Raw genomic sequence first — 26,801 nt, forward strand, 5'->3', positions numbered from 1 at the left:
TGCCATTGACACGCACCGAGACTCGCCTAGCGCAAGCATACCGATGAAAAGCCCGAAATCATATCCGTTTTGTCTTTTCGAGTCAAACACTTAAGCCCGTACGCGCGCGAGCTTCGCGCAACCCCGTACGCCCCGCCTCCCTAGCCGTCGCTTACCCATGTCAGATTCTCCGAATCGCCCGCCACGCCTGATTCTGGCGTCGAGTTCGCCTTATCGTCGCGAACTGCTCGAACGTCTGCGCGTGCCGTTCGATGTCGTCGTGCCCGCAATCGACGAAACGCCGCTCGTCGGCGAAATACCCGAAGTCACCGCGCTGCGGCTCGCGCAAGCCAAAGCTCGCGCGGTAGCCGGCGGACTCGGCGCCGGTGAAGCGGCGCTCGTGATCGGCTCCGACCAGGTCGCCACCTACGACGGTCTGCAGATCGGCAAGCCAGGCACGCACGACAAGGCGCTTGCCCAATTGCGAGCGATGCGCGGCCGCGAAGTGCTGTTTCATAGTGCGCTATGTCTGTTCGACAGTCGCTCGGGAAACGTCCAAGCCGTCGACGTAATCACCCGCGTGCATTTCCGCAATCTGCCGGATGCCACGCTGGAGGCCTATCTGCTGGCCGAAACGCCGTACGACGTCGCGGGTAGCGCCAAATCCGAGGGGCTCGGCATCGCCTTGCTCGAGGCCATCCATTCCGACGACCCGACCGCGCTTGTCGGCCTGCCGTTGATCGCACTGTCGCGCATGCTGCTCGCAGTGGGTTATCCACTATTGGAGGCTCAATGAGCGGCACGCTCTATCTGATTCCGAACACGCTGGGCGAAGGCGACACCGAGGCGCTCGACGCCGTCCTGCCCGCCCCGGTGCGCGCGCGTGCGGCGTCGCTTCACTATTACATCGGCGAAAACGCGAAAACCACGCGCGCTTTCCTAAAGAAAGTCGGCACGGAACGGCCGATCCAGGAAATCGAGATTCGCGAACTGAATGTGAATACACCGCCCGGCGAGATCGACAAGCTGCTCGCGCCGCTTCTTGCCGGCACGGACGCGGGCCTTGTTTCCGAAGCCGGCTGTCCGGCGGTCGCCGACCCCGGCGCCCTGCTGGTGCGCCGCGCGCATGAGCGCGGCGTGAAAGTCGTGCCGTTCGTGGGCCCGAGTTCGATCCTGCTGGCTTTGATGGCGTCGGGGCTCAACGGGCAAAGCTTTGCGTTCCACGGCTACCTGCCGGTCGATGCCACAGAGCGGGCCAAGCGTCTGCGAGACCTGGAGCAGCAGTCGCGCAAAGGCAAGCAAACGCAGATCTTTATCGAGACGCCCTATCGAAATCGCGCGTTGCTGGATACGCTGCTCGCGACGTGCGCACCTTCCACGCTCGTTTGTGTGGCAGTGGATTTGACTCTGGAAACGGAAACTATCGCAAGCCGCACCGTGGCCGACTGGAAGAAAAAGCCGCCGATCGATCTGCACAAGCGGCCGGCTATATTTCTGATTCTGGCCGTTTGATCGGGTCCGACAACCAGCAGTCAAACTAATAGAAAGCGCCGCGCGATCATCAAACGACGACCGGGCGGCGCTTCTGAATTGTCACCGGCAATTCAACGCAAATTCATCTTCCCACCAAGCGCCATGGCGTGAACCGCGCCGCTACCGACAGCCGCGCCGAACTTGCGCGCAACACGGTCCGTAATGCTCTCTTTCACCGTGTAATCAACAATATCCGGGGCCTTGAACAGGTCGCGGGCCACATAGTCGGCGTCGCCCAAACCGTCGGCGAGGCCAAGTTCGACGCTCTTTTGGCCAGTCCAGAAGAGGCCGGAGAACATGTCTGGCGTTTCGTGCAGGCGCTTGCCGCGCCCCTGACGCACTGCGTCGATGAACTGGGCGTGGATCTGATCGAGCATATCCTGAGCATGTTCGTCCATCTTCGGCGTTTCCGGCGAGAACGGATCGAAAAAACCCTTGTTCTCGCCAGATGTATGCAAACGCCGCTGAATCCCCAGTTTATCCATCAGGCCGGTGAATCCGAAGCTGTCCATCAGCACGCCGATCGAACCCACGATGCTCGCCTTATCGACATAAATCTTGTCAGCCGCCGCCGCCGCGTAGTATCCGCCGGACGCGCACATGTCGCCCACAACCACATACAGCGGAATTGACGGGTATTTGGCGCGCAATCGACGAATTTCGTTGTAAATGATCCCCGCTTGTACCGGACTGCCACCCGGACTATTGCAGCGCAGGATCACGCCTGCCGTGCCCGCGTCGTCGAACGCGCTTTGCAACGCCGTGTTGACATCTTCCGCGTTCGCATTCGTATCCGCGGATATCTCGCCGTCTAACGTCACCATAGCCGTGTGCCGGCCGGTGGCGGCGACCTTGTCCCCGGAGAAGTCAATAGCCGCCCAGATCGCCAGCAGCACTACCACCAGAAAAACAAACCGGAAAAAAATCTTCCAGCGCCGCGCCGCGCGCTGCTCGTTGATCGCCGCGAGCGCGATACGTTCGAGCGCGGCGCGTTCCCAGCCCGGCTCATCGGCAGGCTTGCTGGGGCGACCATTCAGAGACGGTTCCTTCGGCTCGGGAGTCAAATTGTCGGACATGCGGTGCAGTGGAAAGGTCGAAGAGGGGAAAAATCAGGATGTGGCCGGACGCAATTCGCCGTCTGGCAGCCAGAATACGGCTCGGCCTTCCGGCGTGTCGCGCTCGTCCACCTGGACTGGCCGCAATTTGCCGCCGCGGCACGGACCACCGACGCATTTGCCCGTATCCGGCGCGTAAATCGCGCCATGTGTAGCGCACATCAAGTATAAACCGGACGATTCGAAGAACTGCCCTTCGGCCCAGTCCAGCTCCATCGGTACGTGGGCGCAACGGTTCAGGTAGCCGTAGGCGCGGCCATCGTACCGAACGAAGAACACGACGACGTCGCCGCCACCGAGCTTCGCCGCGTGCCGCACGCCCGCGCCACCGTCGACCAGTTCGTCCGACGCGCAGACGCGAACCGCCTCCGCTTGCTCCTGGGTGGCAGCGGTGTTCATGCGTTCTCCCGCAGCCAGCCGGACAGCACGCTGACGCTCGACGCAACGAACCTAGGCGACAACGCGCTCAACGATTCCGCAGGATGCGCGCCATATGTGACGCCAATTCCCGCGACGCCCGCGTTGATCGCCATTTGCAGATCGTGCGTCGTATCGCCGACCATCACCGTACGCGCGTTATCCTGCCCCAGTTCGCGCGTCAATTCGTGCAGCATCGCGGGGTGCGGCTTCGAGAACGTTTCGTCGGCACAGCGCGTGCCGTCGAACAGGCTTGTCAAGCGCGACTGATCCAACGCGCGATTCAGCCCGACGCGGCTCTTGCCCGTCGCCACGGCCAGCAAATAGCCCTGATCGCGCAATTCCTGCAACATCTCGCGCACACCGACGAACAGCTCGGTGGTCTGATCCTTCACCAGATAATGGAAGCGGTAGCGCTCGGCCAGCCGCGGATAGTCCGAAGGATCGAGCGTGGGCGCGGCAATCTGCAGCGCGTCGCGCAGACCAAGGCCGATGACATAGCTGGCCGCCTCGTCGGCGGGCACCGGCAACCCAAGATCGCGGCACGCCGACTGGATGCTGCGCGTGATGTGCGCGGTCGAATCCATCAACGTCCCGTCCCAGTCGAAGACGATCAGATCAAATTGCTCTCTAGCCATGCGGTGCCGTCTCCGGGTGTGACCCATTTCGTAGTTCGTTGAGTTGTGCAATGAAGCTGCGGCATTCGGCAGGCAGCGGCGCCTCGAACTGCAGCGGCGCGCCGGTTGCCGGGTGCGTGAGCTTCAGCCGGTAAGCATGCAGGAACATGCGCTTCAGGCCAGGCTTGGCGTTGGCCCGCGCCAGTGCCTTATTTAGCGCGAAGTCGCCGTATTTGGCGTCGCCAACGATCGGCAGTTCCAGATGCTGCAAGTGGACCCGGATCTGATGCGTGCGCCCGGTCTTCAGTTCCGCCTCGAGCAACGCATATTCCGGCCAGCGGTCGATCAGGTTGAACACCGTGTGCGACGCGAGACCGTCCGGCTGAACGCGCACGCGGCGCTCGCCGTCGGCGGTCAAATACTTGTGCAGCGGTTCCTTGACCGCGCGGCGGCGGCCCCAGTCGCTCGCCCAGTCGCCGTGAACGCAAGCATAGTAGCGCTTGTCCATCTTGTTCTCGCGAATCTGCTCATGCAGATTGACGAGCGCCGAGCGCTTCTTGGCGAGCATGAGAATGCCGGACGTCTCACGATCCAGCCGATGCACCAGTTCGAGAAATTTTGCCTGCGGACGCGCCTCGCGCATTTGCTCGATCACGCCGAACGCGACGCCGCTGCCGCCGTGAACCGCCACGCCGGCCGGTTTATCGATCACGAGCAAGTGCTCGTCTTCGAAAATAATCTTGAAATGGGCGGCCGGGACCGGCGCCTGGGTGGCCGTTTCGCTCGGTTGAGCGACGCGAATGGGCGGCACTCGCACCAGATCGCCTAGTTCGAGACGGTACTGCGCGTCTATCCGGCCCTTATTCACCCGCACTTCCCCGCTGCGCAGGATGCGGTAAATATGGCTTTTTGGCACGCCTTTACAGACGCGCAACAAGAAGTTGTCGATGCGCTGTCCGGCCGCGCTGTCGTCGATCTCGATCATCGAGACCTGGTCGCTTGCGACCGATTTCTGGGATATTTTGCCTAACTCTTTCATTCTGAATATAATTTGCCCAGCAGTCTGCGGCGGCCGGCGCAGTGTCCGGAATTCGGGCGGATTGCGCAGGTGCAAGCGATAAACCGTTATTTTACTTGCGCCGGGGTCTGGTTGCTCACCCTGAAAATGAGATGCAACAAGTTGCACGCACGAAGTCAGTGCCCGGCAGGGACGTCGCCCACAGGCGCGTTCGGTCAAGGTCGGCTTCGACGGTAACGGAATTTTGGTAAAAAAGAATTTAACTTCCAGCTTCGGTATCGGGCGGTCTGACGCCCTGTTCCACGAAGCTGCAGGTTGCGAAAATACGGCGTGCGCCCAAGGCGTCTTGTAGAAAATACAAGATATGGCGACGTCAAAATGAGGCGAGACACCCCCAGCAGGAAAAGACGCGCCGACTGCGCGAACTTCCCGCTGCGGCACGACCGCAGCCTTCGACCCTCCGGTCACGCGCCCAGTTGGCGCACCGGCGCGAGTGGACGAAGGCTTATGAAGGTCGGCCGGCAGAACCCGCGGCGTGTCGGGTCGTTATTTGAAGCCGTGTTCGCATGTGCCCTGCGGCACCGTGCCCGTTTTATGGGCCGGGCCCTCTCAGGCAATTCTCCCGCCAGCTTTCCCGCTCCAGCGTGCTTGTGAAAACACAATAAGGCGCGGCATGCCGCTGCCCGCTTCGCCCTCGCGACTGACAACCGCGCGGCGGAGGGGCAGGCTAAGCCGCTCTGGAGCCGTTCAATGAAACGAATGTTGTTCAACGCAACGCAGCAGGAAGAACTGCGCGTCGCCATCGTCGATGGGCAAAAACTCATCGATATCGACATCGAAACCGCCGGGCGCGAACAGCGCAAAGGCAACATTTACAAGGGCATCATTACTCGCATCGAGCCGTCGCTCGAAGCCTGTTTCGTCAACTACGGCGAAGACCGCCACGGCTTCCTGCCGTTCAAGGAAGTCGCCCGCCAGTATTTCCGCGACGGCGTCGACATGCGTTCCGCGCGCATCCAGGACGCGCTGCGTGAAGGCCAGGAACTGATCGTTCAGGTCGAAAAAGAAGAACGCGGCAATAAGGGCGCGGCCCTCACCACGTTCATCTCGCTCGCCGGCCGCTATCTGGTCCTGATGCCGAACAATCCGCGCGGCGGCGGCGTGTCGCGCCGGATCGAAGGCGACGACCGTCAGGAACTGCGCGAAACCATGGCGCAGCTGCAACTGCCGGAAGGCATGAGCATCATCGCGCGCACGGCCGGCATCGGCCGCAGCGCCGAAGAACTGCAATGGGACCTGAACTACCTGATGCAACTGTGGCGCGCTATCGAAGCCGCGTCGCAAAGCGGTTCGAGCGGTCAGCCGATGCTGATCTATCTCGAATCCAGCCTCGTGATCCGCGCGATCCGCGACTACTTCCAGCCGGACATCGGCGAAATTCTGATCGACACCACTGAAATTCATGACCAGGCCCGCGCCTTCATGGATATCGTGATGCCGGATAATGTCAGCAAGGTGAAGCGGTATCACGACGATGTACCGCTCTTCTCGCGTTTCCAGATCGAACACCAGATCGAAACGGCGTATTCGCGCACCGTGCCGCTGCCCTCGGGCGGCGCGATCGTGATCGATCACACCGAAGCGCTGGTCGCGATCGACGTGAACTCGGCGCGCGCCACCAAGGGCGCCGACATCGAAGAAACGGCCGCGCGCACCAACCTCGAAGCCGCCGACGAAGTCGCCCGCCAGCTGCGTCTGCGCGACCTGGGCGGCCTGATCGTGATCGACTTCATCGACATGGAGTCCGCCAAGAGCCAGCGCGAAGTCGAGCAACGCCTGAAAGACGCCCTCAAGCACGACCGCGCGCGCGTCCAGATGGGCAAGATCTCTCGTTTCGGCCTGATGGAACTGTCGCGTCAGCGTCTGCGTCCGGCGCTCTCGGAAGGCAGTCACGTGACCTGCCCGCGCTGTAACGGCACGGGCCACATCCGCGATACCGAATCGTCCGCGCTGCAAGTGCTGCGGATCATTCAGGAAGAGGCAATGAAGGAAAACACCGCGGCAATTCACTGCCAGGTGCCGGTCGAAGTGACCGCCTTCCTGTTGAACGAAAAGCGTGCCGAGATCAACAAGATCGAGTCGCGTTTCAAGGTCAACGTCGTGCTGATCCCGAACAAGCACCTCGATACGCCGCATTACAAGCTCGAGCGTCTGCGTCACGACGACGCGCGCCTCGACGACCCGCGCGCTTCGTGGAAGATGGCCGAAGAAGCGGCCCGCGAACTGGAATCGGAAACCGGTTACAGCAAGCGTACCGAAGAAGTGAAGCCGAAGCAGGAAGCGGCGGTCAAGGGCATCACGCCTGAAAAGCCGGCGCCGAGCGCGCCTGTGCGCCCGGTCGCGGCCCCCGCTCCGGTCGCGGTTACGCCGGCGAGCGGCGGCTTCATCGGCTGGTTGAAGAATCTGTTCGGCGTGCAGCCGGCCGCTCCGGCGCCCGTCGCGCCTGCAGCGACCGATAAGCAGGCGCGTCCGCAACGCGGCGAACGCACGGAACGCGGTGAGCGCACCGGCGAACGCGGCGGCGATCGCAACCGCAATCGCCGCACTGGCACGGGCACTCGCGATGCAGCGGGCCGTGGCGAAGGCACGACCGGCGGCCGTCAAGCCCAAGGTCAGCAGCCGTCGCAACGCCGCGAAGAACGCGAGCCGCGTGAAGGCCGTGAAACACGCGAAGGCCGCGAGCCGCGCGAAGCACGGGAAGCGCGTGAACCGCGTGGCAACCGTGAGCCGCGTGAAGCCCGCGAAGGCCGTGAACCGCGCGAGGCCCGTGAGCCACGCGAGGGTCGTGAAAATCGTGACCGCGACAATCGCGGTGCCGAGCGCGCGGAAACGGCGGAAGCCGCACCGCGTGGCGAACGTCAGGAGCGCGGCGAGCGCCGTGAACGTGGCGAGCGCGCGGAACGAGGTGAACGCCGCAAGCCGCAAACGGAAACCGCGGACGCATTGACGCAAAGCGAAGCGCAAACGGCGGAAGAACTGGTGCAAAACCAGACCGCTTTGGGCGAAAACGGCGCGCCGATCGATCAGGAAGCAGTGGCGCGTGAAGGCGAAGAGCGTCGTCGTCGCCGTCGCGGCCGTCGCGGTGGCCGTCGTGAGCGTGAAGAGGACGTGAATGGCAATCTGGCGGCGGACGTCGCAGAAGCTGAAGGCGACAATGCAAGCGCAACCGACGAAGCGCCTGTGCGCACGGCGCATCAGCCGGTCGAGCGCAAGCCGGAAGTCGTCGAGGCGAAGGACGTGACGCCGGTCGAAGTAGTGGTCGCTGCTGTCGCGACGCAAACCGCCGTTGTGACCGAACTGCACGCCGCAACCGAAACGCCGGCTCTGGCCGTCGAAAAGGCTGCGAAGACGGAAACGGTAGTACCGGTCGCGGAAGCGCCGGTTGCGCCGGCAGTCGTCGAGCCGGTCGCCGAAACGCCGGTGGCGCAAGCCGCTGCGGAGCCCGTCGAAGCAGCGCAAGCGGCGCCGGCCGCCAGCGAAACGGTTTCGCTGGTTGAACCGGTCGCACGCGTCGAAGCCCCGGCTCATGCGCACGTCGAAGCGCCTGCGGTTGCGCCGGTTGTCGAAGCGCAAGCCGCTGCTCCGGCTCCGGCTCCGGTCGAAACCGCGGCTCCGGCTGTGGCAATCGAAGCGCCTGTTGCTCAACCTGCACGGCAGGCTGAGATCGTCGAACCGCAGCCGGTCGTGGCAGCGGTCGCACCGGCACCTGAACCGGCTGCTGTCGAGCCGGCGCCCCTCGCCGTCGCACCGCAAGCTGCGCCGCAAGCGCCGCGTCAAGCCGCCGTGTCGGCGGAAGCCCTGAAGCCGGTGCTGGAACAAGCCGGCCTCGTCTGGGTGAACACCGACGCCGACAAGCTGCGCGCGGCTCAGGAAGTTGCTGCACAGACCGTCAAACCGGCTCGCGTGGCTCGCGAACGCAAGCCGCTGCCGCCGCTCGACAGCGCGCCAATGCAACAGGTGGAAACAGGCCAGCACCCGCAGTAAGCTGCCCTGCCGCATTCGAAAAGCCCGCCCTCACTGGCGGGCTTTTTGTTTTCATGGGCTCGCGCCGCAGCCCGGGCACGCCGCGGTACGCCACTCCCCGTATACCCCGACACGAGCCGGGGTGCCAGCGCTGCCCGAATCATTTCCGATAGAATGAATATCTAGCTTTGATTTCAAGCACTAACCGCCGTAATTCATCGAAGCAATTCATGTCCCGACGCATCATCCCTGTTGCCGATCTCAGCGCCGTGCCGGTTATCGCCGGCCCCGTGCAGACGCCCAGCGGCGCGCTGCACGACACGCTCGCGCGGCCGCTGCGCGACCTGCGCATTTCGGTCACGGATCGCTGCAATTTCCGGTGCGTCTATTGCATGCCTCGCGCGGTGTTCGACAAGGACTACACGTTTTTGCCGCACAGCGCCTTGCTGAGCTTCGAGGAAATCGAACGGCTGGCGCGGCTGTTCGTCGCACATGGCGTCGAGAAAATCCGTCTGACGGGCGGCGAACCGCTATTGCGCAAAAATCTGGAATTCCTGATCGAACGCCTCGCGCAACTGACCACGCCGGCGGGCCGTCCGCTCGATCTGACGTTGACCACCAACGGTTCGCTGCTGGAACGCAAGGCGCGCAGCCTGAAAGACGCCGGTTTGACGCGCGTCACGGTGAGTCTCGACGCGCTCGACGACACGTTATTTCGTCGCATGAACGACGCGGATTTCGCCGTCGGCGACGTGCTGGACGGCATTGCCGCAGCGCACGCGGTGGGGCTCGCGCCGGTCAAGGTGAACATGGTCGTCAAGCGCGGCACCAACGACAGCGAAATCGTGCCGATGGCACGTCACTTCAAAGGCTCGGGCGCGGTACTGCGCTTTATCGAATACATGGACGTTGGCACGTCGAACGGCTGGAACATGACGGAAGTGCTGCCGTCCGCCGACGTCGTCATGCGCATTGCCGAGCATTTCCCGCTCGCGCCGCTCGAAGCGCACAGCGCCGCCGAGACCGCGCAGCGCTGGGGTTACATGGACGGCGGCGGCGAGATCGGCGTAATTTCGAGCGTGACACGCGCCTTTTGCGGCAGTTGCACGCGTGCGCGCCTGTCGACCGAAGGCAAGCTCTACCTGTGTCTGTTCGCTTCGTCCGGGCACGACCTGCGCGCGCTGGTGCGCAACGGCGCGAGCGATGCCGACATCGCCACCGCCATCGCCGAAATCTGGCAGGACCGTGGCGACCGCTATTCGCAACTGCGCGGCAGCGCCTCAGCCGATTCGCGCGCGCGGGATGGCCGTCGCGTCGAAATGTCGTACATCGGCGGCTGAGCGGCGGCGCATGAGGCCGGCGCGCGAACACATTACCGGACTGTTGCTAGCGGGCGGCCGCGGCATGCGCATGGGCGGCGCCGACAAGGGCCTGCAAATGCTGCACGGCGAACCGCTCGCCGCGCATGTGCTCAAGCGCCTCGCGCCGCAAACCGGCGCCCTTCTGATCAGCGCCAATCGTCACCTCGAGACTTACAACGTACTCGGCGCGCCGTTCGGCGCTACGGTGGTGGAGGACACCCTAGCTGGATTTCCAGGCCCGCTAGCCGGCCTGCTTGCCGGGTTGCGCGTAGCCGCGACCGGCTATGTGCTCAGTGCGCCCTGCGACTCGCCGTGGCTGCCCGCCAATCTGGCCGATCGCCTCGCGTACGCGCTGGACTCGAACGCAGCCGACGTTGCCACGGTCACCACTATCGACGCGCACGGCCAAACGTCCTTGCATCCCGTCTTCGCGCTCATTCGCACGAGCCTCGCGCACGATCTGTCGGGCTTTCTGGAAGCCGGCGAGCGTAAAGTTCGCGCGTGGTACGCGCGCCACAAGACGGTGGAAGTCGTCTTTACCGACGAGCGCGCGTTTTACAATATCAATTCGCTACAAGAACTCGCCGACCTCCAGCGTGATTGAGGCCCCGGTTGAAATCCCGCTCCGGCCGCACGGCAACCGCCGCTCCCGCACCCGCCGCCGGTCGCGACGCTCAGCTCTTCATGACCACGTCTAACGAATTTTCCCGCTGCGTCGCGCAGTACGATCCTCACGCGCTACCTGTCCCGGCCGCACAGGCGATTGTTCGCCAGTGGGCCGTGCCCGTCACGGCGGTTGAACGCGTGGCCTTGCGCGACGCGCTCGACCGCGTGCTCGCGGGCGATATCGTGTCGCCGATCGACGTCCCGTCGCACGACAACTCCGCCATGGACGGCTACGCGTTCAACCGCGCGGCGCTCGCCACGGGCGCGGCCACTGTCGAACTGGCGGTCGTCGGCAAGGCGCTGGCCGGGCATCCGTTCGCGGGCCGCGTCGAGGCCGCGCAATGCGTGCGCGTCATGACCGGCGCATGCATGCCGGCCGACTGCGACACGGTCGTGCCGCAAGAACTCGTCGAGCGCGGCGCCGATGCCGATTCGATCCGGTTTGCGGCCAACGCCGTGGCGGCCGGCGCAAACCGGCGTCTCGCTGGCGAAGACCTCGCGCGCGGTCATGCCGCGCTGCGGGCGGGCCGCATCATGCGCGCGTCGGATCTCGGTTTGCTGGCCTCGCTCGGTATCGGCGAAGTCAATGTGAGGCGGCGTCTACGCGTCGCCTTCTTCTCGACCGGCGACGAATTGCGCTCGCTCGGCGAGCCGCTCGATCCGGGTTGCGTGTACGACAGCAACCGCTACACGCTGTTTGCCATGCTGCGGCGCCTGAACGTCGACACGCTCGACCTCGGCGTGGTGCGCGACGAGCCCGCCGCGATGGAAGCCGCCTTGCGCAGCGCCGCGGCGAACGCCGACGTGGTGCTGACCTCGGGCGGCGTCTCGGTCGGCGAGGCGGATTTCACCAAGCAACTGCTGCAAACTTTCGGCGACGTCGCGTTCTGGAGTCTCGCCATGCGCCCGGGCCGCCCGCTCGCCTTCGGCCGCGTCTGGTCCGGCGAGCGGCCGGGCCTCGGGCTTCCCGCGTTATTCTTCGGTTTGCCGGGAAATCCGGTCGCCGTGATGGTGGCGTTCTATCAGATCGTGCGAGAAGTGCTGCTGCTGATGTCCGGCGCCACGCCGCAACCGCTGCCGGTCATCCACGCCATGAGCCGCCGGGCCATCCGCAAACGCGCCGGGCGCACCGAATTTCAACGCGGCGTCGCGGAACAGGACGCGCATGGACAATGGCACGTCACGCCGACCGGTTCGCAAAGCTCCGGCGTGCTGAGTTCGATGAGCGAAGCCAATTGCTTCATCGTGCTCGGGCACGATGACGGCGAGGTCGCCGAAGGAGAGCGCGTCGCGATCATGCTGTTCGACGGTCTCATCTGACGGCGCACGCGGGGCTGAAGCAACGCACCCGCCAGCGCTCATTGACTGCTTTACCCATTACCACTACGACACACGGGTTTGACTTACATGAAAAAACAGATCTCGTTCATTGCACCGGGACAGACGGCCAAAGCACTGATCCTCGTGTACCTGACGTTTTCGGTGCCGATCGTGCTGCTGGGCGTGCTGGTCGCGTTCGTGCGCTACGGTTCGGTGGAACTGAGCACGGTGTTCAGCGCGCTGCTGCTGAATGCGATTCTCGGTTTCATCCTGCTGTGGATCGCCTGTCATGCGTACAACTGGGTGGCGTCGCGCTTCGGCGGTATTGAAATCCAATTGACCGACGCGCCGGAAGAGGCCTGATGCCCGCGACGATCCGCGCCGCCACGCCCGCGGACACCGGCGCCATCTTCGCGCTGACGTACGAACTTGCGCAGTTCGAAAGCCTCACGCACGTGTTCGTTGCGACGGAAGACGGCTTGCGCGACGCGCTGTTCGGCGCGCGGCCTTCCATTGAAGGGTTGGTGGCGGAGAGCGAAGGCGGCATCGTCGGCTATGCGCTGTTCTTTCACAATTACTCGAGCTTTGTCGGCAAGCGCGGACTGTATCTCGAAGACGTCTACGTGCAACCCTCGCAACGCGGTAGCGGTCTTGGCACCGCGTTGTTGCAGCGTCTTGCCGCATTGGCGGTGGAACGGCAGTGCGGGCGGTTCGAATGGACCGTGCTCGATTGGAACAAGCAGGCCATCAGCTTCTATGAAAAGTTGGGCGCGGCTGTCATGCCGGATTGGCGCGTGGTGCGTCTGGCGGGCGAAGCGCTGGAGCAGCTGGCGGCGGGCGCAGGCGCCTGAGCAAGCGCCAGCGTATTCTTGCGTTGGTTTTCGCGGAGCCGACTTGCCACGCCGCCATGACTAGCAAACCACTAGCGCCACTGCGCTATGGCTCGTCGGGATCCACACCCGACAGCGCATCGCCGAGCAACCCACTAGCCTCTTCACCCGGCAACGCTTCGACATCGCGCAGTCTTCGGCTCATGACGCGTGTGCGCGTTTCCGCCGCTTCAATAGAACGCGTCACAGTTTCCAGTTGCGCCTTCGTCTTGGCCAGCACATCACCAAATTTGCCGAACTCCGTTTTCACCGCGCCGAGCACCTGCCACACCTCGCTCGATCGCTTCTCGATCGCGAGCGTGCGGAAACCCATCTGCAAACTATTGAGCAAGGCGGTCAGCGTTGTCGGCCCCGCAATCGTCACCCGATAGTCGCGTTGCAGCAGGTCCGTCAGGCCCGGCCGACGCAGCACTTCCGCGTATAGACCTTCCGTCGGCAAAAACAGCAGCGCGAAGTCGGTGGTGTGCGGCGGCGACACGTACTTCTCCGCGATCGTGCGCGCCTCGGCACGAATCCGCGCTTCGAGCGCGCGTGACGCTTCTTCCACCGCAACCGGATCGGCGCGCTCCTGCGCTTCGATCAGACGTTCGTAGTCTTCACGCGGAAATTTGGCGTCGATGGGCAGCCACACAGGTGTGGCCGAAGCGCCCTGCTCCGCTCGCCCCGGCAGCTTGATCGCAAACTCGACGCGCTCCGCGCTTCTCGGCACAGTCGCAATGTTTTTCGCGTACTGGTCAGCGGTGAGCAATTGCTCGAGCAACACTTCGAGCTGCACTTCACCCCACGTGCCCCGCGTCTTCACATTGGTAAGAACCTTTTTCAGATCACCGACGCCGGCGGCCAGCGTCTGCATCTCGCCCAGTCCACGGTGCACCTGTTCGAGCCGGTCCGACACCAGCTTGAACGACTCACCCAAACGCTGTTCAAGCGTAGCGTGCAATTTTTCGTCGACGGTGCGGCGCATTTCGTCGAGCTTGAGCGAGTTGTTCGCCTCGATATCCTTCAGCCGCTGTTCGATGGTCGCGCGCACTTCGGCGAAGCGGCGGTCGTTCGCCTCGGTGAGCTGCCCCAATTGCAGGCTTAGCGTATCGCCGAACTGTTTGAGCGAGCGGCCTTGTTCGTCGCGCGCCTGCTGGGCCTGCGCCTGCAGACTGTGGCGCACGGCGTCGAGCTGTTGCGCGAAGCCGTCTATCTTGCCGGCCTGCACCGTCGTCATGCTGCTGAACTGCGCGGCCAGCGTCTGCTGAAAGTGCGCGAAGCCGCTGCTCTGTTCGGTGCGCGACACGCGCGCCGTCTCGGCGATGTCATTGCGCAGTTGCCGCTCAAGCCGCTCATAGGCGTGCGCTTGCGCGTCGGCCGCCACGTCGATGCGTTCGTTGAGCAACTCGAACTGCTCGTTGTCCTCCGTGCGGCTATGCCCGCGCATCAGCAAGGCCAGTGCGATAACCAAGGCGACCGCCAGCACGGCGACGGCCACCACCAGATACATTGTCATGAACGCGCCTTGCCGATGACCTCGGGGTTGACCGGGTTCGGCGGCCGCCCCGCGCGCGGACCTTCGCCCAGGCCCGCGATCAGATTGTCCGCGGCGAGATTCGCCATGGCGCGGCGCGTGGCTTCAGTCGCGCTGGCAATGTGCGGCGTCAGCACGACATTCGGTACGCTGAGCAGATCCTGATTCAGATTGGGCTCGCCTTCGAACACATCGAGACCAGCGGCGGCAATCTGCTTCGAGCGTAATGCTTCGACCAGCGCTGCGTCATCGACGATGCCGCCTCGCGCGATATTCGTAAGCGTCGCGGTCGGTTTCATCAGCGCGAGTTCAGCCGCTCCGATCGTGTGATGGTTCTCCTTCGTGTACGGCAGTACGAGCACGACGTGATCCGCACGCCGCAACAGGTCCTGCTTCGATACATACTCCGCGTTCAACTCAGCCTCGATCTCGGGCGCCACGCGCGAACGATTGTGATAAATCACCTGCATGTCGAAGCCCTTCGCGCGACGCGCGAGCGCCTGGCCAATACGGCCCATGCCGATCACGCCGAGCGTCGAGCCGTGCAAATCGCTGCCGAGGAACGCGTCATACGCCCACTTCTGCCATTGGCCCCCGCGCAGCCAGTGCTCCGATTCGGTGATGCGGCGCGCCGCCGCCATCATCAACGCCCAGCCGAAGTCCGCTGTCGATTCGTTCAACACGTCCGGCGTGTTCGTGCCGAGCACGTTGGCCGCGTTGAAAGCGGCCACGTCGAAGTTGTTGTAGCCCACCGCCATATTCGACACCACACGCAGACGCGGCGCCGCCGCGAGCTCGGCGGCACCGACCGGGTCGCCCGCGGTCAGGGCGCCGTCTTTATCCGCGAGACGGCGCTTCAGTTCGTCGGCGGCCAACACGTCGCCCTGATTCCAGTCGACGTCGAAATATTGTTTGAGCCGTTCGATCACATCGGGAAAGATCGGACGGGCGACGAGGATCTTCTGCATTGCAATTCTCCGTAAGCGCGTCGAGTTCGATTGCCTCGGCGTCAAAAAAAGAGCCAGCCGGTGACAAGAAAAAGCGGCAACAACACCGCGGCTGACCAGCCCAGATACGCGAAAAAACCCGGCATGCGAACACCGCGCGATTCCGCGATTGCCTTCACCATGAAGTTCGGCGCATTGCCGATATACGTGTTCGCGCCCATGAACACCGCGCCGGCGGAGATCGCCGCGAGCGTGGTGGCGCCGGTGGTCATGAGCGTCTGCGCGTCGCCGCCGGCCAGGTTGAAGAACACGAGGTAAGTCGGCGCGTTGTCGAGGAACGAAGATAGCAGTCCGGTCGCCCAGAAGTACATCAGATCGTGCGGCTGGCCCGAGGCGTCGTTGACCAGATGGACGATGCCCGCGAACGCACCCGCCTCGCCCGCGCGCAAAATCGTGATGACCGGCGCGATCGTCACGAAGATGCCGGCGAAAAGTTTGGCCACTTCTTCGATCGGCGCCCAGTTGAAGTCGTTGCCCGCGCGAGCCGCGCGCGGCGTAAGCGCCAACGAGAGCAAGGTGACGCAGATCAGCGCGGCATCGCGCACGGCGTTTTGCAGCGCCACATGCGTGCCGAACACCTCGAATTCCACGCCAGGTTTCCACAGCCCGCTCATCAGCACGAGCGCGATTACGGCGGCAAGCAACACAAAATTGATTTTGCCGTCGATGCCGAGCGGCGGCGTGTCGGGCGTCGGATCGAGAAAACGCGAGCGCTCTTCTTCGCGCCGATGAAAATAGTGCGAGTCCAGCGCATAGAACCCGACCAGCAGCACGCCGCAGACGAACAGCATCGGCAGCGCGAGGTGCGTGGTGGTCCAGAAAAAACTCACGCCTTGCAGAAAGCCGAGAAAGAGCGGCGGGTCGCCCAGCGGCGAAAGCGAACCACCCGCGTTGGCCACGAGGAAGATAAAAAACACGACTACGTGAATGACGTGCTTGCGATTGTCGTTGGCGCGCAGCAACGGACGGATCAGCAACATGGCGGCACCGGTCGTGCCCATGATGCTCGCGAACAAAGTGCCGAGCGCGAGGATCGAGGTGTTCAGGCGCGGCGTGCCATGCAGATTGCCGCGCACGCAGATGCCGCCCGCCACGGTGTAGAGCGCCGTCAGCAACACGATGAACGGTATGTATTCTTCAAGCAGCGCATGCACGAGCGTGCCGAATGCGGCGCTGCTGCCGTAGTTGAGCGCGAACGGCACGAGAAACACCAGCGCCCACGCCGCCGCGATCTTGCCGAAATGGTGATGCCAGAACGCCGGCGCGATCAACGGAAATACCGCGATCGACAGCAGCACGCCCGCGAACGGCAGTCCCCACAGCGCCGACAAGGTCGCGCCGTCGAGCGTGGCGGCCGACGCCAGCTGCGGCCAGCCGGCCAGCGTCAATGCAGCCGCGAGCGCCATGCCCGTCCAGACGGCACGTCCTTTCATAGGTTTGAAGTCCTTGTTATTGATTGCGACCGCGCATCGGAGCATGCGTTTTGCGGCACGGCCGTGCTTGCCGCTCAGGCGCCCTGCACGACGATCACATGCACCCGGTAAGGCCCATGCGCGCCGAGCACGATGGTCTGTTCGATATCGCCGGTCCGCGAAGGCCCGGAGACGAAGTTGACCGCGCGCGGCAGTTCGCCGCGTTCCTTGCGGATCAGTGCGAACGCCTCTTCGTGACCCGAGACGATGCGAGAAGCCGGCACGATCGCAATGTGCGTTTCCGGAAGCAGACCGGCCGACGCATAAGTTTCCGGTCCCGACAGCAGCACTAGCGTGCCGGTCTCGGCGGTCGCGCAGAAGCAGCCGGTAAGACCGACTACGTCGCCGTCTTGCGGCTTGCGAAATTCGACGGTGAGGCCGGCTTCGGCCCAATGCAGATCTTGCAGCGTTTGCCAGGCGATGGCTTGCAGCGGCAATGCATGCTGCGTGAGGTAGCGGTGCGCCGCGGCCGGCACGTCGCTCAGTGCTGCAACCGAGTCCACCGTGGTCGCCATTTTTTGCGCTTCTTCAATGAAGTGCGCAACGAGGTCAACCGGCATCTCCGGACGCGGGCCGGCAGGATGGCGCGCGAGATAGTCCGCGGCGGCCTCGCGCTCGGAAGCTGACGGCTTGGGCTCACGCCCTTGTGCCGCGCGAATGCGCGCCAGGATGTTGCGGCGTGCGAGCGATGTGTCCATGTGCAAAATCCTCGTGTCGACAGCCGTACGATATGGCGAGAATTATACCGGCCACCCTGCGCGCGAACACCCTGGCCGAACGGCCTATTGCCGCGCATCGCAAGCGCGGCATAAGCTACTGACAGCTAGCGACGAACCGCGTTACTTCGCCGCCTCTTCCTCGGGTTGCGCAATGCCGAACACCTGGCGCAGATAGGCGAGATAAGCCTTGTCTTCGCACATGTTCTTGCCAGGCGAGTCCGACAGCTTCGCCACCGGCTGACCGTTACAGCGGACCATCTTGATGACGATCTGCAGCGGGTTATAGCCGAGGTCGTTGGTCAGATTCGTGCCCACGCCGAACGCCAGCTTGCAGCGGCCGCGGAAGCGCTCGTAGAGTTGCAGCACTTTGGGAATGTCGAGCGCGTCGGAGAACACGAGGATCTTGGTGCGCGGGTCGCAGCGGTTCGCTTCGTAGTGCTTGAGCAGGCGTTCGCCCCAGTCGAACGGATCGCCGGAATCGTGGCGCGCGCCGTCGAACAGTTTGCAGAAGTACATGTCGAAGTCGCGCAAAAACGCCTCCATGCCGTACACATCGGAGAGCGCGATGCCGAGGTCGCCGCGGTATTCCTTGGCCCACATTTCGAAGCCGTAGATCTGCGAATCGCGCAGCCGCGGACCGAGCGCCTGACATGCCTGCAGGTATTCGTGCGCCATCGTGCCGAGCGGCGTGAGGCTGTGCTTCATCGCGTAGAACACGTTGCTGGTGCCGGCGAACTGCTCGCCGAGGCCTTCCTTGAGCTTGAGGATCACCTCCTCGTGCCATTGCTTCGAGAAGCGACGGCGTGTGCCGTAGTCGGCGATCTTGCAGTCGGCGAATTCCGGACGCGCGCCGAGCAGCTGGATCTTGTCGACGAGGCGCCCGCGCCCTTCGCTGTAGTCCGGCTTTTGCTGCGTATTGCGGAAGTAGACTTCGTTGACGATCGCGAGCATCGGAATCTCGAACAGGATCGTATGCAGCCACGGTCCCTTGATCTCGATGTCGATTTCGCCATTGCCCTTCGGCGACGGTTCGATCGAAATGTATTTTTCGTTCAGATGGAACAGCGCGAGAAACTCGATGAAGTCGCCCTTGATGAAGCGCATGCGCCGCAGGTAGTCGAGTTCGTCGTCGGTGAAGCGCAGTTGGCAGAGCTTGCGCACTTCGTCGCGAATCTCGCCGATGTACGGTACGAGATCGACATTCGGCGTACGGCAGCGGAAGCGATACTCCACGTTCGCCGCGGGAAAGTGATGCAACACCACTTGCATCATCGTGAACTTGTACAGATCGGTGTCGAGCAGCGAAGTAATAATCATGATGGTGCGAACTGGACTGCGGAGAAACGGAAGGCCTGACACGAAGGCCCGACTCACCCATGCGCGACGGCACGCCCCGTGCGCACCGGCCTGACGCATGTTACCCGAATGCGCCGGTATTCAGCGCGCCGGCAGACTCCCGCGCCGGGCGCTCGGGAGAGCCACCGGGCGGACGTCATAAACTAATCACGAAAACGTATAAACGGTCTTGCGCGATGCTGCATGTGCCTCTTGACGTTACGATACAATAGCGCTTTTGGCGTTTCCGCCTCCCCAGATACCGCATGCAGGAGCTGCCTGAATGACTCACGTTGTGACCGAAAGCTGCATCAAGTGCCGCTATACCGACTGTGTCGATGTGTGCCCGGTGGACTGCTTTCGCGAAGGTCCCAACTTCCTCGCGATCGACCCCGATGAATGCATCGACTGCGCCGTGTGCGTGGCCGAATGCCCGGTGAACGCCATTTATGCCGAAGAAGACGTGCCGGGCGACCAGCAGAACTTCATCGAGCTGAATGCCGAGCTCGCGAAGAACTGGCCGAGCATCACCAAGACCAAGGCACCGCTGCCGGAAGCCGACGAGTTCAAGGACGTGAAGGAAAAGCTCGAGCTGCTCGCACGTTGAGCCTCGCTGCCTGTCGCGTCTGCAGTCGAATTCGAATGAAATCGAGATGAACGCAGGGTATTGACAGGCGCTTAAGCTCCTCCTACAATTTCGTTTCTCTGCTGTTTGTTGTTCTGTTCCTCGATAGCTCAGTCGGTAGAGCGCCGGACTGTTAATCCGTAGGTCCCTGGTTCGAGCCCAGGTCGAGGAGCCAAGAATTGCAAAAGCCCGTTAACCAAGACGGGCTTTTTTATGTAGATCAAGCTGTAGTTAATCAAGTTGTACTGCTGTTCCTCGATAGCTCAGTCGGTAGAGCGCCGGACTGTTAATCCGTAGGTCCCTGGTTCGAGCCCAGGTCGAGGAGCCAAAAAATTTGAAAGGCCCGCATCCGTGCGGGCCTTTTTCTTTTTGCGCGCCGCACGCTGCCAAACCATGTTGCCCTGTTCTGGCCGACGCCGTGATCGCGCCGCTACGACCGGCGCGCCGGCTGGATCATTGGCCATCTGACCCGCCCGCCGTTATACGATGACGATTTCCTGGCGCACAACCCGCGCCCAATCCGGGCGCTCAATTTCCGGCAAGCTCATCCCATGAAACCCACTTTGTTGCGCATCTCGCTTGCGGCGGCTGCCGCCCTCCTGCTGCCTTCGGCGCATGGCGAAGAAGTCGGCAGCGTCAATACCAATTTCCGCGTCACCGGTTCCGACCGCGTGGTCGTCGAGGCCTATGACGATCCGATGGTTCAAGGCGTGACTTGCTACGTGTCGCGGGCACGCACCGGCGGCGTCAAGGGTACGCTCGGCATCGCTGAAGACCCGACCGAAGCGTCGATCGCCTGCCGGCAGGTCGGTGAAATCCACTTCACGGGTCCGGTGAAGAAGCAGGCCGACGTGTTCTCGGTGAGCATGTCGTTCATCTTCAAGTCGTTGCATGTGGTGCGGGTGGTCGACGCGAAGCGCAACTCGCTCGTGTATCTCACCTACAGCGACCGCGTGGTCAGCGGCAGCGCGAAGAACAGTGTGAGCGCCGTGCCGATGCCGGCCGGTACAACGATCCCGGTCAAGTAGACCCTGCCCTACGGCAAAACGCAGTCGGCTGGCACATCAGCGCATGACGCGCCATGGTCGCGACGCGCTACACTGACCGGTCCAGCCGGACTTTCATCATGACCGCCGCACACCGTTTCCAGGATTCCGCCCGCTACTGGCGTACGCCGCTCTTGCCCGGCGCGGACCTGCTCACGGCCGAATATCACGATCACGAATTCACGCCGCATTGGCACGACGCGTACACGATTCCAGTGATCGTGGCGGGCGCCGAGGGGTATCGGTATCTCGGTTCCGACTACGTCGCCGAAGCCGGCAGCGTACCCATCATCAATCCCGGCGAGTTGCACACGGGCTCGAAGGCGGTCGAGGCGGGCTGGCGATATCGCGTGATGTACGCGCCGGTGGATTTCATCCACGCCCTCGCCAACGAGGTCAGCGGCAAGCCTCAGGCGTTGCCGTGGTTTGCGCCTGGTGTGATCCGCGATCCGGATCTGGCCGCGCGGCTGGCGCACGCGCATCGTCTGCTGGAGGCGGGCGGCGACGCGCTCGCTGCCGAAGCCGCCATGCTCGACGCCTTGTCCACGCTGCTGGTGCGCTATGCGCAGACCCAACCCGCGCCTTCACGCCTCGCCACCGACGACGCTCGCGTAACGATCATGCAGGATCGCCTGACGGGCGACCTCGTCGAGCCCGTCACGCTCGCTGAAGTGGCCCAGGTCGCGGGACTCTCGCCGTTCCACGCGGCGCGTCTTTTCACCCAGACGACTGGTCTGCCGCCCCACGCGTGGCGCAATCAGGTGCGCTTGCAGCGCGCGCTCGCGCCGCTGCGCGCGGGCGTTTCCGTCACGGAGGTCGCCGCCGCCAGCGGCTTCACGGACCAGAGCCACTTCACGCGACACTTCCGACGCATGTTCGGCGTGCCGCCCGGGCGCTGGCAGGGCGTTTGACGCGGCGCGGCTGCGTGCGTCGTGGGCGAACTGCGCGTCCTGCAACCTCAAGTACGCCAGCCGCACGACACGACGCAAGTGCGTACTTCGGCCCACGGCCTGCTGCCTCGGCCATCCCATGTGCTCGCAAGTACGCGAACGGCTGCCTCCGGCGCGCCGTGGCCCCGATCAACCCAACCGCCGGACACGATGCCAACACCCACGTTACCGGCGACCTCTGCGTGCCATGTTATTTGCTCATTCCAGCCGCATGGCATGTAACGGCCTGGCGCGCGCCGCCTCCGCATCGAACCATTGCCCATCCGCAAGAACGTACAAGCCCCGCCCGACCTCCGCCGCTATGCTTCCCGAATCAAGGAGGCTAGATTGACCCATTCCACCGCAGGCCGGCCCACGAGCCCAAGCCATTTCAAAGAGTTCACCGCAGGCGCGCGCGACATCATCCCGATGATGGTCGGCGCGGCCCCTTTCGGCGTCATTTTCGGCACTCTCGTCGCATCCGGCCCGTTGCATCTATGGCACGGCCAGTTGATGTCGCTCGTCGTGTTCGCCGGCTCCGCGCAGTTCATCGCGCTCGGCCTGATTGCCGGACACGCGAGTTTTGCCGTCGTCTGGGCGACCACGCTCGTCGTTAATCTGCGCCATGTGCTGTACAGCGCCACGCTCGCCCCGCACGTCGCGCATCTGCCGGCACGCTGGCGCTGGGTGCTCGGCGCGCTGCTCACCGACGAAGTTTTCGCCGTCGCGTGGGAACACTACCGGCATCGGGAGCCCGGCACGGTCGGGCCGCATTACTTCTTCGGCGCCGGCTTGGCCATGTATCTGAACTGGCAGCTCTGGACCGCCGCCGGCCTGCTGTTCGGCGCGGCTTTCCCGGACCTGCAATCGCTCGGCCTCGATTTCGCCATGGTCGCCACGTTCATCGCGATCGTCGTGCCGCAACTCGTCGCGCTGCGCTACATCGCGGCGGCCGTCACCTCGGGCATGCTGGCCTTCTTCTGGCAGGCGTGGCCGTACAAACTCGGTTTGCTTGGCGCGGTGTTCGCGGGCGTGGCGATCGGCGTGCTGCTGTCGACGTCGCGGCCCAACCTGCGCGGCAACGGCAAAACCGCGGAGGCATCGCGATGAACTACGTCTTCCTGATTCTCGGCATGGCGGCGATCACGTGGGTGATCCGCGCCGCTGTCTTCGTGCTCGGAGACCGGCTGGTGTTTCCGCCGCTGGTGCGCACCGCGCTCGGCTTCGTGCCGGTCACCGTGCTGACCGCGATCATCGTGCCGATGGCGGTTGCGCCGCACGGCGGCGACGCCGAGCTGACCTGGCGCAATCCCCAGTTGGTCGGCGCATTGGCCGCGGTGCTCGTCAGCGCGTTGACGCGGCGGCCGCTGCTGACCATCGCCGTCGGGCTGACGGTGTTTTTCGTCTGGCAATGCGTCGTGCTGAAATAGACGCACGCCGCTTTCAAGGCAGCGACAGCGTCGCCCGGCTCGCGCCATGTCTGCGCAAGCCGGGCGACGCTTCCTTCTAAAGCGGGCGGCCCCGCCCCGCACTCCCTTAAGTTTCCCCACGATCCGCCGTTATGCAGTCGAGGTCCGCTCGTCGGGATACGTCCCGCTGGTGATGCGGCATCAGGCAGCAATCAAGCGCGCCGGCATCGAACGCCGCGTCTCCCAAGGCCCGCGCGGCCGGACGGTGTGGCGAGGCCGCGCGGCAGGACCAAACGGGATAACACATGGGTCAAATCACCCTCACGCTCAAAGACGAGACCATCGCGACGCTGCGCAAGGATTTCGACGCTTTTCTGCGGGTATCGCTGAAGCTCGATCCGCAGTTCGCGACGCCGTCGTTTGAGGATTTTTTGCGCGCCAAGCTGCTCGACAACATGGTGCCGCTGACCGAACACGCGGTTCAGCGGATGTTGCAAGGCGGCCAATACGCGTGGGCCAAACGCACACTGGACAAGGAATTTCCGGATGTCGTCGCGATTCTGATGCGGCAGGCGGGCGAGTTCGGCTTCGGCTTCGCCGCCCGCTCGGAATGGACGCCGGAGGAACTGGCCAAGCAGTGCCGCGACTGGGCGGCGGCGATCGTCAAGGAAGCGGAAGGCGACGCCGCGCTCATCGACCCGCTTGCCGCGCAGATCAAGAGCGCGGCGCAGGATATTCAGGCGCTCGAGGAAGTCATGCAGACGCCCGCGTGGCGGCTGGTGGAATCGCTGCGTCAGCGTGTCTACGAGGCCAAGGTGGCGTGCGAAACTAGCGTGGGCAGCACGGCGCGCGAGAAGCTCGGCGAACTGCGCGGGCTGCTGCGGCTGGGTATTTCGCACGGCTCGTTCCAGAAGCAGGAAGCGCAGCAGATCATGGAATTCCTGCGCCTTCTCAAGCCGGAAATTTTCGTGGAAGAGCCGTACGACGTGTTTTCGCGGATGGCGGCCTGGCTGCGCAATTTCTTCGTGCCGCCGCGTCCGGCGCCGCAGCAACAGCAGCAGCGGCAATCGCAGCCGCGCTGAGGCGGAAGAGCTTCGGAAACTATCACTGAGTCCAGGGGCCAACAGCGGCATCCGTTCGCCGCTCTAGAGACATTGCGCAGAACAACAGACCAGGCCGACGATCTAGGCGCGTCGTTTAGTCAGCCTGGATCGCCTCTCGGTTGACGCGAACAGGAGCGCGCGCCGCGTTCCCAATCCCACATCGTTCTGAGTTCCACCGATCGAGGGCGCTGCCTGAACGTCGCGCCCGCTCAGACGCCGCAGGCGCGCGCAGAACTGGCACGCCTGGCCACACATTGCATCAGAGAACGGCATAGACGCGTGGCATAGAAGCCCGCACCGCCGCCGCTCTCAATCCCACATTTTCCTGAGTTTCGCGCCGATCTCGATCTTCGCCTGCGCCGCCGCGGCCAGCCCGGCCGCCGTCGGCGCGCTCGGCATCGCGACGCGCGGCCATGCATAGGCATCGAACAACGGCATCAGATGCGCGGGAATGAAGCGCGTGCGCGATGCCCACACGTGACGATCCCCCATATGCGTCTGGTTGTGCACGTAAAAGCGTTGCGGCACGACGATATGCAGGTCCTCTTTCGCGCGCGTCATCGCCACATAAAGCAGACGGCGCTCCTCGTCGATTTCCTCTTCGCTGCCGGTTCCGAGATCGGACGGAATGCAGCCGTCCACGCCGTTCAGCACGAACACGTTGCGCCACTCCTGCCCCTTCGCCGAGTGAATCGTGGACAGGATCAGGTAGTCCTCGTCGATCAGCGGCACGCCGGATTCGTCGCTGGTGGCGTCGGGCGGGTCGAGCGTCAACTCGGTCAGAAACCGTTCACGCGATGCATACGTGCCCGCGATACTTTCCATCTGCGACACGTCCGCGTGACGGATCGCCGCGTCTTCGTGATTGCGCTCGAGATGCGGCTCATACCAGCGGCGCACCATTTCGAACTCGGCGGGCCATGGCGTCTGGCGCCCGTAGATGCTCGACATCAGCTTGACGAACGGATGCCAGTCTTCCTGCGCCCGAGCCGGCGCGGTGAAGGCGGCCAGCGCGCCGCCGGCGGTGTCGGCGGGATTGCCGCTGCCCGCGCACGCGACGACCTCGTCGAGCACCCTGGCCGCGGTGGCCGGTCCCACGCCCGGCAGCAACTGCACGACACGAAAGCCGGCCACGCGGTCACGCGGATTTTCCGCCCAGCGCAACACGGCAAGCACGTCTTTCACGTGCACCGAGTCGAGAAACTTCAGCCCGCCGAACTTGACGAACGGAATATTGCGCCGGGTCAGTTCGATCTCCAGCGCGGCGCTGTGGTGCGCGGCGCGGAACAGCACAGCCTGCGACTTCAGCTTCATGCCCTGCTCGCGCGCTTCCAGCACCTGCTCGACGATGTAGCGAGCCTGATCGGCCTCGTCGGCGACCGTCACGAGACGCGGGCGCTGCGCCGACGCCTTGTCGGTCCACAGATTCTTCGTGTAGCGCTCGCTGGCCAGCTCGATCACCGCGTTCGACGCCGCCAGGATCGGCGCGCTCGAGCGGTAATTGCGCTCGAGCGTGACCTGTTTGGCCGGCGGATCGAAATGCGCGGGGAAATCGAGAATATTGCGCACGGTCGCGCCGCGAAACGAATAGATCGACTGGGCGTCGTCGCCGACCACGGTCAGGCCGCGGCCATCCGGCTTCAACGCGAGCAGGATCGACGCCTGCAGACGGTTGGTGTCCTGATATTCGTCGACCAGTACGTGGTCGAAGCGTCCCGACAGGTCGGCGGCGATGCCCGGCTCGGCGGCCATGTGCGACCAGTAAAGCAGCAGATCGTCGTAGTCGAGCACGCTCTGCTTCTGCTTCGCCTCGACATAAGCCGCGAACAGCATGCGCAGATCGGCCTCCCATTCGCGACACCACGGGAATGCCTTGTCCAGCACCTGGCCGAGCGACGCGCCGGTGTTCACGACGCGCGAGTAAATGGCAAAGCACGTGCCCTTGGCCGGGAAACGCCGCTCTTTCGCCGACAAGCCGAGCTCGTGCCGCACGAGGTTCATGAGGTCAGCGGAATCCTCGCGGTCGTTGATCGTGAAGGCCGGCGCGAGGCCGATCAGATCCGCGTATTCGCGCAACAGCCGCGCGCCGACGCTATGAAACGTGCCTGACCACGTCAGCCCCTGCGCGAGCGCGGCTCGCGAACCGAGCGCCGCGCCGGCGATGCGCGTGACGCGCCGGGTCATTTCGAGCGCCGCGCGGCGCGAAAAGGTCAGCAGCAGGATGCGGCGCGGATCGGCGCCCTTCACCACCAGATTGGCGACCCGGTGCGCGAGCGTGTTGGTCTTGCCGGAGCCGGCGCCGGCAATCACCAGCAACGCGCCGGGCGGTGCGGTGGGCGTGTCGGCGCCGTAGTCGACGGCTTCGCGCTGGGCGTCGTTGAGCTTCGCCAGCCAGGCGGCGGAGTCGAAAGTCGAGGACGTCGATGACGTCGGGGATGGCGAAGAAGGCGCGGATTCGGCGACGGAGAGCACGATTGATCTGGGCGTTGGATGAATTCAGAGCGGCGACGCATACTGTATATCCATACAACCTGCGCCGACAAGCGACCCTTTTTTAGCCGGATACGCTGCCCACGTTTTCACGCCTGCCGTGCGAGCGAACACGAACACGAGCACAAAAAAATGGCCCGTCGCACGAATGCACACGAGCCATTTTTCGCAGGCACAACATCGAGACGCTCACGCGCCTCGCGTCAGCCGCTGC

Annotated in this window: 24 protein-coding genes and 2 tRNA genes; 16 read left to right on the forward strand and 10 right to left on the reverse strand. The window is 63.9% G+C overall.

The features are described from left to right. The first annotated feature begins 157 nt into the window (after positions 1–157). A complete protein-coding gene (locus tag BPHYT_RS14455; protein ID WP_012433892.1) occupies positions 158–775 on the forward strand; it encodes a Maf-like protein in 618 nt (205 codons plus the stop codon). Further along, positions 772–1,491: an SAM-dependent methyltransferase gene (locus BPHYT_RS14460; protein WP_012433893.1), complete on the forward strand. Its 720-nt coding sequence runs from the start codon at positions 772–774 to the stop codon at positions 1,489–1,491. The genes BPHYT_RS14455 and BPHYT_RS14460 overlap by 4 nt, the downstream gene beginning before the upstream one ends. Positions 1,492–1,583: 92 nt before the next feature. On the opposite strand, the gene BPHYT_RS14465 is transcribed toward BPHYT_RS14460, so the two are convergent. The 4 genes from BPHYT_RS14465 to BPHYT_RS14480 are packed head-to-tail and all read right to left on the reverse strand — an operon-like array spanning position 1,584 to position 4,700. Beyond that, complete coding sequence (locus BPHYT_RS14465; protein ID WP_012433894.1) at positions 1,584–2,588, reverse strand: S49 family peptidase; 1,005 nt, start codon at positions 2,586–2,588, stop codon at positions 1,584–1,586. A gap of 33 nt (positions 2,589–2,621) precedes the next feature. Then, positions 2,622–3,026 (reverse strand): Rieske (2Fe-2S) protein, encoded by a 405-nt coding sequence (locus BPHYT_RS14470; protein ID WP_012433895.1) that lies wholly within the window; start codon positions 3,024–3,026, stop codon positions 2,622–2,624. Then, positions 3,023–3,682, reverse strand: coding sequence for an HAD-IA family hydrolase (locus BPHYT_RS14475; RefSeq protein ID WP_012433896.1), 660 nt, complete (start codon positions 3,680–3,682; stop codon positions 3,023–3,025). The genes BPHYT_RS14470 and BPHYT_RS14475 overlap by 4 nt, the downstream gene beginning before the upstream one ends. Continuing rightward, complete coding sequence (locus BPHYT_RS14480; RefSeq protein WP_012433897.1) at positions 3,675–4,700, reverse strand: RluA family pseudouridine synthase; 1,026 nt, start codon at positions 4,698–4,700, stop codon at positions 3,675–3,677. The genes BPHYT_RS14475 and BPHYT_RS14480 overlap by 8 nt, the downstream gene beginning before the upstream one ends. A 729-nt stretch (positions 4,701–5,429) precedes the next feature. Here BPHYT_RS14480 and BPHYT_RS14485 point away from each other — a divergent pair. The 6 genes from BPHYT_RS14485 to BPHYT_RS14510 all read left to right on the forward strand — a co-directional run bounded on the left by BPHYT_RS14485 (position 5,430) and on the right by BPHYT_RS14510 (position 12,900). Then, positions 5,430–8,723 (forward strand): Rne/Rng family ribonuclease, encoded by a 3,294-nt coding sequence (locus tag BPHYT_RS14485; protein WP_012433898.1) that lies wholly within the window; start codon positions 5,430–5,432, stop codon positions 8,721–8,723. A 209-nt stretch (positions 8,724–8,932) separates the two neighbouring features. After that, positions 8,933–10,042, forward strand: a complete 1,110-nt coding sequence (moaA, locus tag BPHYT_RS14490) for a GTP 3',8-cyclase MoaA (RefSeq protein ID WP_012433899.1) — start codon at positions 8,933–8,935, stop codon at positions 10,040–10,042. A gap of 10 nt (positions 10,043–10,052) precedes the next feature. Then, on the forward strand, positions 10,053–10,667 hold the full coding sequence (mobA, locus tag BPHYT_RS14495) for a molybdenum cofactor guanylyltransferase MobA (RefSeq protein ID WP_012433900.1): 615 nt from the start codon (positions 10,053–10,055) through the stop codon (positions 10,665–10,667). 80 nt (positions 10,668–10,747) lie between these two features. Continuing rightward, positions 10,748–12,049, forward strand: a complete 1,302-nt coding sequence (gene moeA, locus BPHYT_RS14500; protein WP_041759017.1) for a molybdopterin molybdotransferase MoeA — start codon at positions 10,748–10,750, stop codon at positions 12,047–12,049. Positions 12,050–12,136: 87 nt separating this feature from the next. Continuing rightward, entirely contained in the window at positions 12,137–12,412 is a 276-nt protein-coding gene (locus tag BPHYT_RS14505; RefSeq protein WP_006053283.1) for a hypothetical protein, read from the forward strand. Continuing rightward, positions 12,412–12,900 carry a GNAT family N-acetyltransferase gene (locus BPHYT_RS14510; protein WP_012433902.1) on the forward strand — a complete coding sequence of 163 codons (489 nt, stop codon included), beginning with the start codon at positions 12,412–12,414 and terminating at the stop codon, positions 12,898–12,900. Before BPHYT_RS14505 ends, BPHYT_RS14510 begins: the two co-directional genes overlap by 1 nt. A gap of 85 nt (positions 12,901–12,985) precedes the next feature. On the opposite strand, the gene BPHYT_RS14515 is transcribed toward BPHYT_RS14510, so the two are convergent. The 5 genes from BPHYT_RS14515 to pncB all read right to left on the reverse strand — a co-directional run bounded on the left by BPHYT_RS14515 (position 12,986) and on the right by pncB (position 18,967). Then, positions 12,986–14,434: a DNA recombination protein RmuC gene (locus BPHYT_RS14515; protein WP_012433903.1), complete on the reverse strand. Its 1,449-nt coding sequence runs from the start codon at positions 14,432–14,434 to the stop codon at positions 12,986–12,988. Further along, a complete protein-coding gene (locus BPHYT_RS14520; RefSeq protein ID WP_012433904.1) occupies positions 14,431–15,420 on the reverse strand; it encodes a 2-hydroxyacid dehydrogenase in 990 nt (329 codons plus the stop codon). The genes BPHYT_RS14515 and BPHYT_RS14520 overlap by 4 nt, the downstream gene beginning before the upstream one ends. 41 nt (positions 15,421–15,461) lie before the next feature. Further along, positions 15,462–16,892: a sodium:proton antiporter gene (locus BPHYT_RS14525; RefSeq protein WP_012433905.1), complete on the reverse strand. Its 1,431-nt coding sequence runs from the start codon at positions 16,890–16,892 to the stop codon at positions 15,462–15,464. Between the two features lie 74 nt (positions 16,893–16,966). Continuing rightward, a complete protein-coding gene (locus BPHYT_RS14530) occupies positions 16,967–17,629 on the reverse strand; it encodes a LutC/YkgG family protein (RefSeq protein ID WP_012433906.1) in 663 nt (220 codons plus the stop codon). Positions 17,630–17,770: 141 nt separating this feature from the next. After that, positions 17,771–18,967 carry a nicotinate phosphoribosyltransferase gene (pncB, locus tag BPHYT_RS14535; protein ID WP_012433907.1) on the reverse strand — a complete coding sequence of 399 codons (1,197 nt, stop codon included), beginning with the start codon at positions 18,965–18,967 and terminating at the stop codon, positions 17,771–17,773. 301 nt (positions 18,968–19,268) lie between these two features. Here pncB and fdxA point away from each other — a divergent pair, with 301 nt between their 5' ends. The 8 genes from fdxA to BPHYT_RS14575 all read left to right on the forward strand — a co-directional run bounded on the left by fdxA (position 19,269) and on the right by BPHYT_RS14575 (position 24,076). Next, complete coding sequence (gene fdxA / locus BPHYT_RS14540; RefSeq protein WP_012433908.1) at positions 19,269–19,592, forward strand: ferredoxin FdxA; 324 nt, start codon at positions 19,269–19,271, stop codon at positions 19,590–19,592. Between the two features lie 117 nt (positions 19,593–19,709). Further along, positions 19,710–19,785: transfer RNA gene (locus tag BPHYT_RS14545), tRNA-Asn, on the forward strand. Positions 19,786–19,862: 77 nt separating this feature from the next. After that, positions 19,863–19,938 (forward strand) — tRNA-Asn (locus BPHYT_RS14550). A gap of 223 nt (positions 19,939–20,161) precedes the next feature. Continuing rightward, positions 20,162–20,638, forward strand: coding sequence for a CreA family protein (locus BPHYT_RS14555; RefSeq protein WP_012433909.1), 477 nt, complete (start codon positions 20,162–20,164; stop codon positions 20,636–20,638). Positions 20,639–20,736: 98 nt separating this feature from the next. Beyond that, positions 20,737–21,567, forward strand: coding sequence for an AraC family transcriptional regulator (locus tag BPHYT_RS14560; protein ID WP_012433910.1), 831 nt, complete (start codon positions 20,737–20,739; stop codon positions 21,565–21,567). A 366-nt stretch (positions 21,568–21,933) separates the two neighbouring features. Beyond that, positions 21,934–22,695: an AzlC family ABC transporter permease gene (locus BPHYT_RS14565; protein ID WP_012433911.1), complete on the forward strand. Its 762-nt coding sequence runs from the start codon at positions 21,934–21,936 to the stop codon at positions 22,693–22,695. After that, complete coding sequence (locus BPHYT_RS14570; RefSeq protein ID WP_012433912.1) at positions 22,692–23,015, forward strand: AzlD domain-containing protein; 324 nt, start codon at positions 22,692–22,694, stop codon at positions 23,013–23,015. Before BPHYT_RS14565 ends, BPHYT_RS14570 begins: the two co-directional genes overlap by 4 nt. 284 nt (positions 23,016–23,299) lie before the next feature. After that, complete coding sequence (locus BPHYT_RS14575) at positions 23,300–24,076, forward strand: DUF4088 family protein (protein WP_012433913.1); 777 nt, start codon at positions 23,300–23,302, stop codon at positions 24,074–24,076. Positions 24,077–24,406: 330 nt separating this feature from the next. On the opposite strand, the gene BPHYT_RS14580 is transcribed toward BPHYT_RS14575, so the two are convergent. Beyond that, entirely contained in the window at positions 24,407–26,569 is a 2,163-nt protein-coding gene (locus tag BPHYT_RS14580; protein WP_012433914.1) for an ATP-dependent helicase, read from the reverse strand. Between the last annotated feature and the right edge of the window lie 232 nt (positions 26,570–26,801).

Source organism: Paraburkholderia phytofirmans PsJN (assembly GCF_000020125.1).
Classification (GTDB): domain Bacteria; phylum Pseudomonadota; class Gammaproteobacteria; order Burkholderiales; family Burkholderiaceae; genus Paraburkholderia; species Paraburkholderia phytofirmans.